General features: G+C 50.1%; 13 protein-coding genes and 2 pseudogenes. 14 read left to right on the top strand and 1 reads right to left on the bottom strand.

Annotation, left to right across the window (positions count from 1 at the left end; genetic code table 11):
* The first annotated feature begins 234 nt into the window (after nt 1-234).
* From pplA to LBCZ_RS10620, 13 genes and pseudogenes are all read left to right on the top strand, one after another.
* Nucleotides 235-1146, top strand: coding sequence for an extracellular electron transfer flavoprotein PplA (gene pplA / locus LBCZ_RS10675; RefSeq protein ID WP_025013285.1), 912 nt, complete (start codon nt 235-237; stop codon nt 1144-1146).
* A gap of 178 nt (nt 1147-1324) precedes the next feature.
* Nucleotides 1325-2393, top strand: a pseudogene (locus LBCZ_RS10670) (FAD:protein FMN transferase).
* Between the two features lie 96 nt (nt 2394-2489).
* Nucleotides 2490-3428 carry a 1,4-dihydroxy-2-naphthoate polyprenyltransferase gene (menA, locus tag LBCZ_RS10665; protein ID WP_025013286.1) on the top strand — a complete coding sequence of 313 codons (939 nt, stop codon included), beginning with the start codon at nt 2490-2492 and terminating at the stop codon, nt 3426-3428.
* Complete coding sequence (locus tag LBCZ_RS10660; protein ID WP_025013287.1) at nt 3425-4384, top strand: UbiA family prenyltransferase; 960 nt, start codon at nt 3425-3427, stop codon at nt 4382-4384. Before menA ends, LBCZ_RS10660 begins: the two co-directional genes overlap by 4 nt.
* A 121-nt stretch (nt 4385-4505) precedes the next feature.
* The gene (rpmG, locus tag LBCZ_RS14995; protein WP_080769608.1) at nt 4506-4655 is read left to right on the top strand and encodes a 50S ribosomal protein L33; all 150 of its coding nucleotides are present in this window, start codon (nt 4506-4508) and stop codon (nt 4653-4655) included.
* Between the two features lie 19 nt (nt 4656-4674).
* Nucleotides 4675-4845 (top strand): preprotein translocase subunit SecE, encoded by a 171-nt coding sequence (gene secE / locus LBCZ_RS10655; protein WP_010492112.1) that lies wholly within the window; start codon nt 4675-4677, stop codon nt 4843-4845.
* Between the two features lie 102 nt (nt 4846-4947).
* Nucleotides 4948-5502, top strand: a complete 555-nt coding sequence (nusG, locus tag LBCZ_RS10650; protein ID WP_025013288.1) for a transcription termination/antitermination protein NusG — start codon at nt 4948-4950, stop codon at nt 5500-5502.
* 9 nt (nt 5503-5511) lie between these two features.
* Nucleotides 5512-6357, top strand: coding sequence for an alpha/beta fold hydrolase (locus LBCZ_RS10645; protein ID WP_025013289.1), 846 nt, complete (start codon nt 5512-5514; stop codon nt 6355-6357).
* 53 nt (nt 6358-6410) lie between these two features.
* Nucleotides 6411-6854, top strand: a complete 444-nt coding sequence (locus tag LBCZ_RS10640) for a nucleoside 2-deoxyribosyltransferase (protein WP_025013290.1) — start codon at nt 6411-6413, stop codon at nt 6852-6854.
* 194 nt (nt 6855-7048) lie between these two features.
* Nucleotides 7049-9295, top strand: a complete 2247-nt coding sequence (gene nrdJ / locus LBCZ_RS10635; RefSeq protein WP_039639318.1) for a ribonucleoside-triphosphate reductase, adenosylcobalamin-dependent — start codon at nt 7049-7051, stop codon at nt 9293-9295.
* Between the two features lie 26 nt (nt 9296-9321).
* Nucleotides 9322-9711 (top strand): DUF4430 domain-containing protein, encoded by a 390-nt coding sequence (locus LBCZ_RS10630; RefSeq protein WP_025013291.1) that lies wholly within the window; start codon nt 9322-9324, stop codon nt 9709-9711.
* A pseudogene (locus tag LBCZ_RS10625) lies at nt 9708-10323 on the top strand (ECF transporter S component). Before LBCZ_RS10630 ends, LBCZ_RS10625 begins: the two are co-directional and overlap by 4 nt.
* The gene (locus LBCZ_RS10620; RefSeq protein ID WP_025013293.1) at nt 10274-10825 is read left to right on the top strand and encodes a cob(I)yrinic acid a,c-diamide adenosyltransferase; all 552 of its coding nucleotides are present in this window, start codon (nt 10274-10276) and stop codon (nt 10823-10825) included. The pseudogene LBCZ_RS10625 and the gene LBCZ_RS10620 overlap by 50 nt, the downstream one beginning before the upstream one ends.
* A gap of 70 nt (nt 10826-10895) precedes the next feature.
* Here the strand turns inward: LBCZ_RS10620 and LBCZ_RS10615 are convergent, their stop codons facing one another.
* Entirely contained in the window at nt 10896-12371 is a 1476-nt protein-coding gene (locus LBCZ_RS10615) for an amidase (RefSeq protein WP_025013294.1), read from the bottom strand.
* 424 nt (nt 12372-12795) lie between these two features.
* Between LBCZ_RS10615 and mgtA the strand changes: the two genes are divergently transcribed.
* Entirely contained in the window at nt 12796-15426 is a 2631-nt protein-coding gene (mgtA, locus tag LBCZ_RS10610) for a magnesium-translocating P-type ATPase (protein WP_039639381.1), read from the top strand.
* Nucleotides 15427-15550 lie beyond the last annotated feature (124 nt).

The raw sequence follows: 15550 nt of genomic DNA, 5'->3' as shown, positions 1-15550 counted from the left end.
AAGTCATTATAGCCTTTAATTTCGCTTAATGTCTAACGTTCTAGCTCTCTTTTTCCAAATCCGGACATTTTTGTGTAAAAAGACACAAAAATACGCTTTCGAAACAAATCTAAGAAAATGAGAAAGCGCTTATAATACCTGAGTTTAGTTGATTTTTTTGACTTGACTGGCTAAACTAAATATGTGATTGAGAACACAATATCACAGTAATGAACTGCAAAAGGGGTAAATGTCATGAAGTTAAGTAAAGTTGTGACGGGGACAGCCGTTGTTGCACTGTCCACTTTGGTTTTAAGTGCATGCAGCAGTAGTTCAAGCAGCAAAAATTCGTCCAGCAGTAAGGCTTCCAGCAGCAAAGTGGTGAAGAAGTCATCAGCCCAAAAGCAAGTTGCCGGCGGTCCGCTGAAGGATGGTACTTACAAGCTGAATGAAACCGGCTATGACCATGGCTATAAAGTCGAAATGGCCATGACAGTCAAAGACGGGAAGATTACTTCTACTAAGTATGACTACGTTGACAAGAATGGTAAATCCAAGACCAAGGACGCTGCTTATGAAAAGTCAATGAAGTCCAAGGTCAAAGTTGGGCCAAAAGAATATATTCCTGAGTTGAACAAGTCGTTCCAGAAGAACGGAACAAACGTTGGGGCAATTGATGTCATCTCAGGTGCGACTGATTCCAGCCTGACCTTTAAGAACTATGCACAACAATTGATTCAGGCTGCCCAAGCCGGTGACACCAAGCCGATTGAAGTGAACAATACCGGCAAGATGAAAGACGGGACCTACACCCTTGAAGAAAAGAACTACTTCAATGGCTATCGGGTTACCTTCTCCATCACCGTTAAGGACGGCAAGATTACGCAAAGTAACTATGACAACGTCAATAAAGATGGCAAGTCCAAGACGCTTGACACCAAGTACGAAGCTAATATGAAGAAAGTCAACAAAGTCGGCCCGAAGGAATACATTCCAGAACTGAATAAGTCGTTGGTTGCCAAGCAGTCACCAGCCAAGGTTGATGTGGTTTCCGGTGCGACCCACAGTTCCGATACCTTCATCTTATATGCTGATCAACTGGTCAATGCTGCACAAAATGGCAACACGAACAAGATCGAAGTTGACAACATTGTTTACAACAACTAATTTGTTGGTTTCACGATCGAAGCGGTTGGGCTGATTGTCAGTCTAGTAGCTTAAGTAAGGACTTGTTCGGAATACTTCTTCTGAGCAGGTTCTTTTCTTATGCCTACAAAAATCCGTATAATGGCTCTGCAGCCGGATGATTGCGCCGGTTTACGCTCACTTTTGGAGGAATATATAGATGAAGAAAAGAGTTGTCGTCGTTTTACTGATGTTGCTGGCATTGGTAGCGACTGCCTGTTCCGGCAAGCCTGCAGCGAAACGCACGTTGGTCGAAGGCGACCCTTATTCGGATACCCAGTTTTTGATGGGTACGGTTGTCACGGTTAAAATATACGACAAGGGCAAGCAAGGGGCGTTAGATGCTGCTTTTTCCCGGGTTCAACAGTTGGCCGATCAGCTGACGGTCAATCAAAAGGGGTCGGAAGTTGATAAGATTAACCAAAACGCCGGGATCAAGCCGGTTCACGTGACGCCGAGTGTTTATCGCGTGATCGCGGCGGCCAAACACTACAGCGAGAATTCCAATGGCTCGTTTGATTTGGCAATTGGGCCGATCACCAGTCTGTGGCACATTGGCTTTGCCGATGCCCGCAAACCGGCCCAAAGCGAAATTGATGCCAAGCTGCCGTTGGTACATTACCAAGATGTCGTTCTTAATAAGAAGCAACAGACCGTTTACCTGAAGAAAAAAAGGCATGGCCATTGATCTTGGCGGCATCGCGAAAGGGTTCATCACCGATGAAGTCGTCAAAACGCTGAAGAAACAACATGTTACCACGGCTATTATTGACTTAGGCGGGAATATTTTCGTCATGGGCAAGAGCCCCAAGGATGCGAAGAAAGACTGGAATGTCGGCATTCAGGATCCGAAAAAGCCACGGGGGACGGCCATTGGCACCTTGCCTGCCAGTAACAAAACGGTTGTAACCTCCGGAATCTACGAGCGCTATCTCAAAGTTAATGGTAAAGTTTATATGCACCTTATGAATCCCAAAAAAGGCTACCCATTTGACAATGAGTTGATGGGCGTGTCGATCGTCACCAACAAAAGTGTCGATGGCGATGCTCTGTCAACCGCGACGTTTGATAAGGGGCTAGTTGATGGGATGGCATATATCGAAAAGTTGAAATATGCCGATGCCATTTTTGTCACCAAAGACAAAAAAGTTTATCTCAGCTCGGGATTGAAAGACAGTTTCAAACTGTTCAAAAATTCCGGATACACGCTGGCGACTATAAAAAAGTAGAGCGTGAACTGGCGCGGTTAGAAGTCGGAGTATAAGTGGCCTTAGGCGTGATGGCTCCGGTTCTGGCCACGCGAGCGCGTTTAAAGGGGGAAGTCGATGACGCTGCCGATTTTCTTGGAATTGGTGGAAATTCGCACGAAGCTGGCAAGCATTTTGCCGTTTGCGATTGGTACGTTATTTGCAGTGAGTTACTTTCACGGCTTTAATGCTGTGAACACGGGGTTATTCCTGGTGGCGATGTTGCTTTTTGACATGATGACCACCGCGCTGAACAACTTGATGGATTATCGCAAAGCCAAAGATGAACACTACCAGCAAGCTGTTAATGTAATCGGGCGGGAAAAGTTAAATCCGAAGTTAGTCAGCCGAATCATTATCGGGATGCTGGCAGGCGCCTCGGTGCTTGGAATTATTTTGGTTGTGCGGACTGATTGGCTTGTGTTGTTGATGGGGATGGCCTGTTTTGCAATCGGCATCTTATATACTTGGGGGCCGTTGCCATTGTCGCGGTTGCCACTGGGAGAAATTTTTTCCGGTGTCGTGATGGGCTTGGGCATTCCGGTGATTGCCACTTATATTAATATTGTCTCTGGAAAATTGATCGCACTGGACTGGGGATGGCCGACGATTGTCTTGCGCGGCGATTTTATTGCCATCATCGCTTTAGGCTTGACCTGCATTACGCCAATGGCCACCATTGCCAACGTCATGCTAGCCAACAACATGGCTGACTTGGAGGAAGATGAGCGGAACCACCGGCATACGTTGCCCATGTACCTGGGTCACTGGTGGGCGCCGCGGGTTTACGCCTTGTTAGCCTACGTCGGTTTCCTCGCGGTCTTGTTAGCAGTTGTGTTTGGCGCTTTGCCGAGCTGGGCATTGCTGATTGAGTTGGCGTGGCCACTGGTCATTCGCAACGTCCATCGTTTTATTCGCGACCCAAGCAAGCCGCGAACGTTCCACACCGCCGTCGTGAACCTGGTTTTGGAAAATGGTTTATTAACCTTCGGCTTGGGAATGGGGGTTTTGTTATGACGCAACCTTACAAACACCTAACCTGGCCACTGTTCCTTGAATTTATTCGCTTACCGGCAAAAGCAGCGAGCATGCTGCCGTATGCGCTAGGTATTAGTTACGCCGCATGGGCTTTTCAACAATTTTCCTGGGTCAACAGCCTGCTTTATGGTCTGGCCCAGCTCGCCATTGCTTTTTTTGTCACTGGCTTCAACAACGTGCAAGACTACTTCAAAGCCAAGGACCATAGTTATCAGCAACAACAAAATATCATCGGCCGCGAGCATCTTTCTCCTTGGGGGATGTTGGCGTTGACGATTCTGATGCTATTAGTGAGTGTCGTTCTCGGCCTGCTTCTTGTGATGCGCACGAATCTCAGCCTTCTGGTCATCGGTGCCATTGGTGTCGGGATCGCCATTCTATATACGTTTGGTCCGATTCCCTTATCCCGGCTCCCACTTGGCGAATTGCTGGCCGGGTTAGTCGAAGGCTTTGGCACATTCACGATTGCCGTGCTGATCAACATGCAGGCACCGCAACCTTTGGATCTCGCTTTGGGCCGCTGCACATTTGCGTTTTCACTGAATCTCGGGTGGTTGTTACAGTTATTCATCGCCGTTCTCCCGATTGTCATCCTGAACGCGGCAGTCATGTTTGCCGACAACATCGCCGATCTGGAACAAGACGTGAAAAATGAACGCTACACACTGCCCTATTACCTCGGGAAACAGCGCGCCTTGCGTTGGTACCGGCTGATTCCGTTTACCACCTTTGTCACCTTATTAATCGGCATCGTGACGGGCATCCTGCCGATTTGGAGTTTGCTGGTACTGGCGACATGGCCGCTGGTGCTCCACAACACAAGGACATATACCACTTCACCTAGTAAAGACAAAACTTTTATTTTCACTATTCGTTCGCTCCTAAGCTTTGGTGGGATGTTGTTGGTGACGTTGTGGTTGGGGATACTTTTTTAAAAATGACCTCAGATGCTTATAATAACGAAATATTAATGGCACTAGTGCCGTCTTTGTTTGCTGACGCTTGCTATTCATGGACAACCTTGGTATCATATTGGACGTGACTGGAGGGAACAAGATGTCAGTAAAGAAAGTTGCTTTAGCTTGTTCGGCTTGTGGGCAACGGAATTATTTTGTTCCCGAAAACCCGAAGCGAACGGAACGGTTAACTTTAAGAAAATTTTGTAAACATTGTGGTCGGGTAACGGTTCACCAAGAAACCAAGTAATAGTGGAAGGAGCAGACTGATGAAATTTATCAAAAGTGTTTTTGCGGAAATGAAGGCTGTTACGTGGCCGACCGCGAAACAGACACGGCGTGATACGTTTACCGTCATCATGACTTCCATTATCTTTGCCATTTATTTTGCGGCGGTTGATTGGGTCATTAACATGATCTTTCAGGCGTTCTTGTATTAAAGCCTGACAAACCGCTTCATCTTTGCTATACTATGAGCAGCGCAAAACCGCCTTCGATGACGGTTTTTTATTTTGACTCAAAACACAAAAAGGAGACGCATTATGGCTGAAACAGTAACATCGGCAGAGAAGCATTGGTACGTGTTGCACACTTATTCCGGTTATGAGAATAAGGTGAAGACGAACCTTGAACAGCGGACGACCAGTATGAATATGGATGATTATATTTTTCGGGTGGTTGTTCCTGAAGAAGAGGAACATGAACAAAAGAATGGTAAGGATAAAGTTGAGATGAAAAAGACTTTTCCTGGCTATGTGTTGGTTGAAATGGTGATGACTGACCAGTCTTGGTTTGTGGTTCGGAATACGCCGGGAGTTACGGGGTTTGTCGGTTCGCATGGGGCCGGTTCAAAACCAGCGCCTTTGCTGCCGGAAGAAGTTGCCAGTGTGCTGCACTCGATGGGCATGAGCACGCGCCATCAGAACGTTGAGTTTGATGTGGGCGAGCCGGTGACGATTATCGACGGTGCCTTTACCGGTATGCATGGTAAGGTGACGGCGGTTGATAAAGATAAGATGAAGTTGAAAGTTGTTACGGAAATGTTTGACCGTGAAGTGACCGCCGAATTGGACTTTGATCAAGTCGATAAGCTGTAGGTAACGCCTATGAGCGGCTGGTTCTGGATTCTTGTGACGCTGGGCGTGATTGTCGTTGTTGGCGTGATGACCGACTATTTTCTATTGGCGCGGACTGGCTATGCGCCGGTGCCGCTCGTGATGGATCCGACACCGACGTTGTTTATTCCCGGACATCTGGGAACACGGTATTCGTTTGGCCATATGTTGTGGCGTATGCAGCGACGTTATGGCTTGAGCAAAGATGTCGTGGCCATTGTCGCCCCGGATAGCAGCGTTCATTTGCGCGGGCAGTTGAATTTAAATCATCACGCTGCCGTTCAGGTGTTGTATACGGACAAAACGGTGCGGCCCGCTGCCCAGTTGCGCGGGTTAAAGCATGTGATTGTCGCTTTGCAGGAACAGCAGGCGTTTACCCGGGTTAATTTGGTCGCGCATTCGATGGGCGGCGTAACAGCAGCACTGTATTTTTTGAGCCAACCTGCTGTTCCGGTGGCGAATCTGGTGACGATTGCCGCACCAATGAATGATGTGGAGATTGCGCGGCGTTCGCCGATTCTTAATTGGCCGTTGACCCGTCAAGGACCGGAGCATACAGCGCCGATCTATCAATATTTTCAACGTTCGATTGCCAACTTGCCGACAGACTTACGGTGGTTGAATATTGCCGGCGATTTGATGTTAGGTGGGCGCCACGATGGTGAGATGGCGATCAGCAGCAGCTTTGCCGTGCGGTATTTGGTGAAGGATCGGATCAAAGACTATACCGAGGTTGTGATTCGCGGACCGCGGGCAGCCCATAGTCTATTGCACGAGAATCGGTTAGTGGATCATGATATCGCCGAATATTTATGGCAGCGCCAACGCGATTTTTAGGTGCTGCTGAGTTAAAGTTTTGCGGACAGAAGCCGCTCAAGGAGTAAACGAATATGGCAGAAGTATATTTGGCTGCACCGTTTTTTGATCCTGCTCAAGTTGAGCGGCTTGATCAAGTTTTAGCAGCTTTGCATGCAAATGAATCGGTCACCGCGATTTTTTCACCGCGCGATGACACGAACAAAGCGGGATTGACGCCGAACTCACCAGGGTGGCAGCGGCAGGTGTTTGGTGAAGACATTCAGGGTCTGCACCGCTCGACGGTCTTAGTCGCCATTCTGGATTATGTCGGTGAGAATCCCGACCCGGGAACGGCGTTTGAGATCGGGTACGCCTATGCGCACCACATGCCAATCGTGGCGCTTCAGCTTGGCGAGATGAAAATGAATCTGATGCTGGCAGGGTCGATTACCTGCTTTGTGAATGATCTGGCTGAGCTTAAAAGCATTGATTTGGACCATGTGTTAGTGCGGCCGTATGTCGGACCGGTCTTTTAAATCCACGAATAGATCAGATGTCGCCAGCGTTTTCTTGCGCTGGCGATTTTTTAATTTCGTCATTATTTTTAAAAAGCCGTGCATCCCGCGTTGGCCAGGCGGTTGCCATCGTTAACAATTTGTTATTGATTAATCTATATCTTGATATTGGGCTCGTTTGGCTATACCATATCTTGTATACGGGAGGGACGGCTATGCAAGTTATGATGAAACCGATCACCTTGGCACCTGATTTTATTGCCGAGGTCAAGAAAGAAATTAAGCCACACTGGGGCGGACTGGGGTGGGTCACGTATAAGCGGACTTATGCCCGGTGGTTGCCGGATCAACAACGTACCGAGAATTGGGATGAAACCGTCAAACGAGTGGTTGAGGGAAATATTAACCTTGATCCGCGGTTACATACAGCCAATCCTGATTCAGAAGTCGTGGACGAACTGCAAAAAGAGGCACGGAATCTTTTCAAGCTTATTTACGGGTTGGCCGGCACGCCATCTGGCCGCAATCTGTGGATTTCCGGAACCGATTATCAAAAGCGTAATGGCGATGCCTTGAATAATTGCTGGTTTATTGCCATTCGCCCGCAACCCTATGGTGAGTCGCATATCGTGCCAACGGATTTTTCGGCTGACCAACCTGCTGTCTCGATGCCGTATTCCTTTATGTTTGACGAATTGATGAAAGGCGGTGGCGTCGGTTTTTCCGTGACCAAAGACAACATTGCCAAGTTGCCGCCGGTCGCAAACGCCGTTGACTTGACGATTGTGATTGATCACAGCAGTGCCAGCTATGCGGAATCACTGAAAATGGGCGCAGTTGATCGGGAAGCCTGGGAACAGGCGCATGCGGCCGAGCACAATGACCGCTACGTTTTGCCGGATACCCGTGAAGGCTGGGTTTTAGCCAACGCCAAGGTGATTGATCATCATTTTGCGACGACTAATCCTAGTGGTCAGACCAAACTGGTGCTGGATATCAGTCGGATTCGGCCAAAAGGCGCCCGGATTCATGGCTTTGGCGGCACGGCTTCCGGCCCGATGCCATTAGTCGAGATGTTGCTGGATATCAACAAGGTGCTCAATGCGCGGGTTGGCCAGCGGTTGACCGCGGTTGACGCTACGGATATCGGCAACTTGATCGGCAAGACAGTGGTGGCCGGCAATGTGCGGCGTTCCGCGGAAATGTCGTTAGGCTCGGCCGATGATGACGCGTTCATCACGATGAAGCAGGATCAAAAAAAGCTTTATCATCACCGCTGGGCATCTAACAACAGTGTCGCGATTGATACGCAGTTTGACGCTTACGCACCGATTGCGACAGCCATTGCCAAAAACGGTGAACCGGGCGTTGTGAACCTCGATTTATCACGCCGCTTCGGCCGGATTGTCGATGGTGAAAATGCAGCTAACGATCCGGATGTGGAAGGCACCAACCCATGTGGAGAGATTTCGTTGGCCAATGGTGAACCATGCAACTTGTTTGAACTCTTTCCGGTCGTTGCGGTGCAACAAGGTTGGAAATTGAAGCAGGCCTTTGCGTTGGCAACGCGTTATGCCAAGCGAGTAACCTTCAGCAATTACGACTGGCAGGTTTCCCGTGATATTATTAGGAAGAATCGCCGCATCGGCATTTCGATGTCCGGAATTCAGGATTGGTTCCTGGATGATTTCGGTCATCGTGTCGTGTCCGGGTTTGAACCGGTTGTGGATCCGCACACGGGCAAAATGCTTGAGAAGCCGATTTATAATCCGGAAATCAAGCAAGCGGTGGATGGCCTGTATCACGCGGTTGTTGATGCGGATCAGGCTTATTCCGATGCATTGGGCTGTGAGCCTTCCCGCAAACACACCACCGTTAAGCCATCGGGAACCGTCGCTAAGCTGGCAGGTGTTTCAGAAGGCATGCATTTCCATTATGCCGGCTACCTGATTCAGCGCATTCGGTTCCAGGCCAACGACCCGTTGCTGCCTGCCTTGAAAGCATGCGGTTATCATATTGAGCCGGATGTTTACACCAAGAACACGATGGTCGTCGAGTTCCCGATTCGCGCGGCGCACGCTGACGATCCGGCATTTGCTTCAGCCGGAACGGTTTCGATTGCCGAACAGATTGCGACCCAGGCATTCTTGCAGACATACTGGTCTGATAATGCGGTCAGCTGCACGGTCACCTTCCAGCCGGAAGAAGCCGATCAGATTGCCGGCTTGTTGTCACAGTATCGGCACGTAATCAAGTCAACATCCATGTTGCCGTACGTTGGTTCAGGTTTCAAGCAGGCGCCAAAAGAGCCGATTGATGCTGACACCTATACGCAAAAGTGCGCCAAGATTCACGGATCGGTCGCAGCTGTTTTTGCCGCCCAAAATGCCAATCATGATCAAAAGGATCTGGAATTAGTTGACCAGACGGATTGTGCTGGCGGCGCTTGCCCGATTAAGTAAAAATGCGGAGGAAATTGAAGGTTATGTTGAAGAAAGCTTTACGTTCACTGGTTGTCTTTTTTGCAGCAATGTTTGTGCTGGCTGGGTGCAGCAACAGTTCGAGCAGCGCTGCCAAATCCAGCAGCAAGCCGAATCAGATTGTGGTCACTTATCAGCTGAAGCAAAATGGCAAGGCGTTTGCCAAGAAAAAAATTACCCAACCGAAAAAGTCAGTGGTGATGACCGGTCTGAAAAAAGGTTGGTCGGTCAAGGCTTCGAAAGGGTTTATCACTGAGATTGCCGGCAAGAAGCAAAATGTTGCCAAGAAGACTTACTGGCTATACACCATCAACGGCAAGATGGCGAAAAAAGGTGCCACAACGCAACCGGTCAAGAACCACGATAAAGTTGTTTTTGACCTGAGTGTTACCAAATGAAGCTGCCAACGTCAGCCAAAAAGCCATCGCCTGTTCGGGCGGTGGCTTTGCTTGGTCTATTGACGGCTTTGTGCACGGTTTTGCGAATCGTTAAGGTGCCGATTCCCAACGTTCAGTCAGTGACGGATATTTTGATGGTCGTGACGTTGTTACTCGGACTGCGTTGGGGACTCGGTTTAACTGTCAGTACGCTGGTGGTCTCCAACCTTGTCTTAGGGTTCGGCTTGTGGACGCTGCCGCAAATCGCGGCTTATATGATTTGCATGCTCGTGTTGCAGGCGATTGTGCTGATGTTGCCGGTCGTCCGGCGCCAGCTCTGGCTCCAAATCGGCTTGGCCGGGTTGCTGGGCTATCTTTATGGGTTTGTTGTCAGTCTGGGGATGGCGGTCATTGGCAGTTTGAATGGACTCGGCTTTTGGGCGTATTATATCAGTGGTTTGTTGTTTGACACTTATCACGCAATCGGGAATCTTGTTTTTTACCCAATCGTTCTGGTGGTGTTACAGCAAGGGTTGAAACGGTTTAACCGCGGATAACGCGCTTACGGAAAAGAGGACTAGTCATGAAACTTTACACAAAAGTCGGCGATCACGGTGCCACGAAACAAATTAATGGTAAGAAAGTGCCGAAATATGATCCGCAGATTATCGCGCTGGGCGATTTGGACGAGCTTGATTCATGGCTTGGCTATGTCGCTTCGCAGGCAACGGCGACGCCGGGGTTTGATTGGCTTGCGCAGGCGTTGGAAGACCGGCAGCGGGAGCTTTATGAGTTACTGACAGACGTTGCGGTGCCGCGGCATCAAACGATTACCGAAGCGCATGTCAAGGCACTGGAAGATGCGATTGATGACATGATGGCACAGGTGCCGCGCATCACCGCTTTTGTGTTACCCGGCGGCCATCCGCTGGCAGCAGCGTTGCAATATGGCCGCGCCGTGGCACGCCGAGCGGAACGTTCGCTGGATCTGCTGGCTGAGGGAGACAAGACGGTCACTGCGGTGGTTTTGCAATACAGCAATCGGCTATCTGATTACCTTTTCGCATTAGCTCGTTACGTCAATTTCAAGGCAGGCGTTCCTGAAGTGAAGAGTAAGAAAGCACATAAGGGATAGAAAGGGCCTTAATCCGGTTTTCGCTGGACTAAGGCTTTTCGTTTGCACGCAAATTGTCATTGAGAATGGTTTATTCGGAGTGTGAAATGTCGTTGGACTCGGTTAGTGGATACATTTGTAACAGGTTGTGCTGCTCGAACCAATAGCCAAGCCGCAGTAACTGATCTTCGCGACCCTTAGCAGCCACAAACTGGATGCCCAGTGGTAGACCATCCGATGATATAGCGGTGGGGAGGCTAATGGCCGGGGCGCCGGTTAAGTTGGCTTGTTGCGTGAACGGCGAGTATGCGAGGCTGGGCTCAAATAAATCCCAGACGAGCTGCTTTTGCTCATCCGGCGCAAGATCGGCTGCGTGTTTCATTTTGTCGACGATGGCAGGTGATTGTAACTCGGCATCAATGCGCGGCGTCGTTTTGGCTGTCGTTGGCGTTAACAGCAGATCATAGCTGTCGTGGAAATGACTGTAAGCTTCGGCTGCCTGATCCCAGACGCCCAGCGAACGGCTGTAATCAGCGGCCGTTGTGTGCAATCCGGCTTGATAAATGGCCCACGTGACGGGTTCGACGTCTTCCGCAGTGACCGCGCGGCCGGATTGCTCGGTATAGGCTTGGAACATGGCCGCGGTTTCGCCGCCGTTCATCAAATAATAAGCCTTCATCAAGGCTGTGCCATCCACATCCGGCTGCGCTTCAACAACAGTGTGGCCAGCCGCGCGCAAGTCATCCACGGCTAACTTGACTGCCTTGACTGCCGTGGCGGTAACCGGCGTACCGACAGGCGATTGCGTGGTGTAGGCGATTTTTAACGGCCGAGGATCATTAACGTCTTCGAGGTGCAACGGTGGCGCGTTAAACGGTGCGGCTAACTGGGTCGTTGCAAGTCCACGTAACAAGGCTTCGGTATCGGCCATGGTGCGGGTCAAGGCAAAGTTAATGGAGGCACCTTGCCACCCGCGCCACTCACCAGGCCCGGTCGGCACGCGACCACGGGTAGGTTTTAAGCCGATTAAGCCGGAAAAAGAAGCGGGGATCCGAATCGAATCGCCACCGTCAGATCCGGTAGCAAGCAAACTGATGCCAGCCGAGACCAACGCCGCCGCGCCGCCGGAAGAGCCACCTGGCGAATAGTCCAGATTCCATGGATTCCGAGCCGGACCGTAAAGCGTAGCATCAGTGATATTTTTGAAGCCGAACTCCGGTACATTACTTTGACCGATGATCACAAAACCCAGTGCCTGTAATGCCTTGACAAAGTTGTTGGTGCTGGTAGCTTTGGCATCTTTGAATAGCCGACTGCCGGCTGTGGCCGGTGCGCCGGCGAAGTTTTGCCCCAGACCTTTCAAGACCAGCGGCACACCCAAGAATGGTTGGCCGGTGTCTTTCAGTTGCGCGGCATCGTGTTTGGCAGCCGCAAACCTTGTCCAGGTGATGGCATTCAGTTTGGGATTGAGCTTGGCAATTTTATTGGCCGCCGTATCGATTAAGTCAGCGCTTGTAATGGCGCCGGCACGAATCGCGGCAGCTTGGGCTAATGCTGAGGAAATCATTAATTTTTCCTCCAATAAGGTCTTCCTGACAACAATGCTACTTTAGTTATCTTTGACAACCATCTTACTGTCAAGTTATTCTTTGAGTAAAGCTAATTGCCTGCAATGATTCATGATTTTTTTGCTAGGTATACAAAAAGGGGTGAAAACAAGCGGCTTATGGAACAAGATAATAGTGACGAGGCACCCACGAAGACATGAACGCAATAATTAAGTGGAAGGGGCTCATGTGGTTATCATCGTGAAAATAGCGAAATGTATTCATGACTAGCTGACAAATGTTTTCTGGAAACCATCTGTCCGCTGGCCGGCCTTGCGTCATCACGAGGCTTAATGAAGACAGCCACTCAATCAAGAAAGGAACTATATAAAAGTTTATTGATGCCAAAGCGGCATACTTCCACATTTTATATAATAAGAGATGATGTTCAAGAAAACCATAACAAGGCATAACGCTTCCACGCAGGAAAAAACGGCGGCGCTGATGCAGTATAGCCAGCATCAGCCACATGAGGTTCTGGCGACACTGAGAACCCGTGAAGCAGGTCTGATGCCTGCCGAGGCCGCCGATCGTCTGGAAGAAACGGGATCCAACACCGTCGTGACCCAACATCCGCGGCCGTGGTATTTGATTTTATTTGCAGCATTTAATGAACTGTTTGTCTGGGTGCTGCTTTTATTATGCATCGTTTCCATCATGACAGCGGATTATGACGGCGCTCGAATGATGGGGCTGATGATTACGCTCTCTGTTTCGATTCACTTTTGGCAGGAGTATCGGTCGCAAAAAGAAAGCCATGCGCTGGCTGCCTTGATTGCCAATACGACAGCGGTGACGCGTGACGGGCAAACGCAGGAGCGGCCGATGGATGAAGTCGTGCCGGGCGATATTGTCCAACTGGCGACGGGAGATATGATTCCGGCTGATGCTTATTTGATTGCGACGCACGATTTGTTCGTCAATCAATCGTCTTTTACCGGTGAAGCGATGCCGGTGGAGAAAACGGCCGGCAAAGCCACTTTAGAAACGGATCAAAGCCTTTTTGATGCGCCGAATCTGGTCTTTATGGGAACGGACGTGATTTCAGGTTCCGGTACCGCGGTGATTTTGAAAACCGGGGATGCCACTTATTTTGGCGATATGGCGAATCAAATCGGCCATAAACCCGCGCCGACAAGTTTTGAACAAGGGATGCGGGCCATCAGCCGGGTTTTGATCAGTATGATGCTGGTGTTGGTGCCGGTGGTGTTCGTGATCAACGGTATCACCAAGCAGGATTGGTCCCAGGCGTTCTTTTTTGCGATTGCGGTCGCGGTGGGGCTGACGCCGGAAATGCTGCCGATGATCGTCAATAGCAACCTGGCAAAAGGCGCGCTTGCCACGTCGAAACGAAAAGTTATTGTGAAACGACTGCATGCGATCCAAAATCTCGGGGCCATCGATACCCTTTTCACCGACAAAACCGGGGCAATCACCGAAGATCGCGTGGTCGTGATGCGGTATGTCGACGCGACTGGGGCCACTGATCCGGCGGTGCTGCGGATGGCGTATATGAATGCCAATTATCAGACCGGCTGGCACAACCTGATGGATACGGCAGTGGTGAATTACGCGCACGAGCACGAGGCAATTTTGGCGGACTTGCCCGCGGGATTAACCAAAATCGATGAAATTCCGTTTGATTTTGAGCGGCGGCGGCTGACGGTCGTCGTCGCCAATGAGGACCACCAGTGGATGATCACCAAAGGGGCATTTGAGGAAATGCTGGCGGTGTGTGATCGGGTCGAGCTGCATGGTGAAGTGCTGCCGATCACCCCGGAGCGGCTCAAGCAACTTCAACATACGAACGCGGCCATGAGAGGTCAGGGGATGCGGATGATTGTGGTGGCTTACCGGCAAGACGTCCATCAACAGGAAATTTATACAACCGCTGACGAACAGCATATGGTGATCGCCGGTTTTCTGGGCTTTCTGGATCCAGCCAAGCCAGATGCCAAAGAGGCGGTTGGCTTATTGCGGAACCACGGCGTCCGGGTGAAAGTTTTGACCGGTGATAACGCCATTATTACGCAACATGTTGCCGAAGAAGTGGGCATTGCCAATCAGCTTGTTGTCACGGAAAATGATGTCGAGGCCATGGACGATAAGGCATTACAGCAGGCTGTCGAGTCGACGGATCTGTTTGTGAAGCTGAGCCCGCTGCAAAAAGCGCGGATTATTAAAACCATGCGGGCTGCCGGACATACGGTTGGGTACATGGGCGATGGTATCAATGACACCGCCGCACTGCGCGAAGCCGACGTCAGCATCAGTGTGGATACGGCTGCAGATATCACCAAAGACGCAAGCGGCATTATTTTGCTGGAAAAAAGTCTGCTGGTGCTTGAAGATGGCATTCTTGAAGGACGACGGGTCTATGCCAACGCCATGAAGTACATTAAAATGACGATCGCCTCGAATTTTGGGAATGCCTTTTCGGTTTTGGTTGCCAGCATTTTTCTGCCATTTTTGCCGATGCTGGCGATTCAGCTGCTGGTTCAAAATCTGATTTATGATACGTCGCAAATGACCATTCCCTGGGACAATGTGGATGATGCAACGTTAGCCGAGCCGACGCCATGGCGCGCTAAGGGCCTGTTGCGGTATACGTTGACATTTGGGCCGTTAAGTTTGTTGTTTGACATCACAACGTTCCTATTCTTATGGTTTGGGCTCGGAATCGGTGCCCATGCGGCCAGTTTGCCGGCACAACATGTTTTTCAGGCAGGTTGGTTTGTTGTCGGCCTGTTCACCCAATCATTAGTCGTGCACGTTTTGCGGACACGGGTGACCCCGTTTTGGCGGTCTCCGGCATCCGCAGTGGTCATTCTGTCGACCATGTTGGCCTTGTTGGTGGGGTTGTTCCTCATCCTCTCGCCGCTGCATCGTGCCTTTGACTTTGCGGTGTTGCCACTTAGCTATTGGCCGGGGGCGGCACTCATCGTATTGACTTACCTAATCGTTGTTGAATGCGTTAAACGGTTATATTTAAAGCACGGCTGGCCATGGTTATGAACACGGTTTGCTTGTCGGAAAGGGTTCAGGATCTGCAGGGATTCTTTTTCAACGCTCTTGCCTTTTATAGATGGGCGTGCTACGCTAAATAAGTATGTTTTCAGCATACGCGTGGGAGGCCAAA

Source organism: Lacticaseibacillus casei DSM 20011 = JCM 1134 = ATCC 393, assembly GCF_000829055.1.
GTDB classification, from domain to species: Bacteria; Bacillota; Bacilli; order Lactobacillales; family Lactobacillaceae; genus Lacticaseibacillus; species Lacticaseibacillus casei.
Note: the sequence above shows the minus strand (reverse complement) of the source record. Positions and strands in the feature narration are given on the sequence as shown.

Coding starts and splice junctions, on each gene's coding strand:
- rpmG (WP_080769608.1), top strand. CDS start 4,506: ATGTCAGTAAAGAAAGTTGCTTTAGCTTGTTCGGCTTGTGGGCAACGG.
- LBCZ_RS10640 (WP_025013290.1), top strand. CDS start 6,411: ATGGCAGAAGTATATTTGGCTGCACCGTTTTTTGATCCTGCTCAAGTT.
- LBCZ_RS10645 (WP_025013289.1), top strand. CDS start 5,512: ATGAGCGGCTGGTTCTGGATTCTTGTGACGCTGGGCGTGATTGTCGTT.
- nusG (WP_025013288.1), top strand. CDS start 4,948: ATGGCTGAAACAGTAACATCGGCAGAGAAGCATTGGTACGTGTTGCAC.
- LBCZ_RS10620 (WP_025013293.1), top strand. CDS start 10,274: ATGAAACTTTACACAAAAGTCGGCGATCACGGTGCCACGAAACAAATT.
- nrdJ (WP_039639318.1), top strand. CDS start 7,049: ATGCAAGTTATGATGAAACCGATCACCTTGGCACCTGATTTTATTGCC.
- LBCZ_RS10660 (WP_025013287.1), top strand. CDS start 3,425: ATGACGCAACCTTACAAACACCTAACCTGGCCACTGTTCCTTGAATTT.
- menA (WP_025013286.1), top strand. CDS start 2,490: ATGACGCTGCCGATTTTCTTGGAATTGGTGGAAATTCGCACGAAGCTG.
- LBCZ_RS10615 (WP_025013294.1), bottom strand. CDS start 12,371: ATGATTTCCTCAGCATTAGCCCAAGCTGCCGCGATTCGTGCCGGCGCC.
- mgtA (WP_039639381.1), top strand. CDS start 12,796: ATGTTCAAGAAAACCATAACAAGGCATAACGCTTCCACGCAGGAAAAA.
- pplA (WP_025013285.1), top strand. CDS start 235: ATGAAGTTAAGTAAAGTTGTGACGGGGACAGCCGTTGTTGCACTGTCC.
- secE (WP_010492112.1), top strand. CDS start 4,675: ATGAAATTTATCAAAAGTGTTTTTGCGGAAATGAAGGCTGTTACGTGG.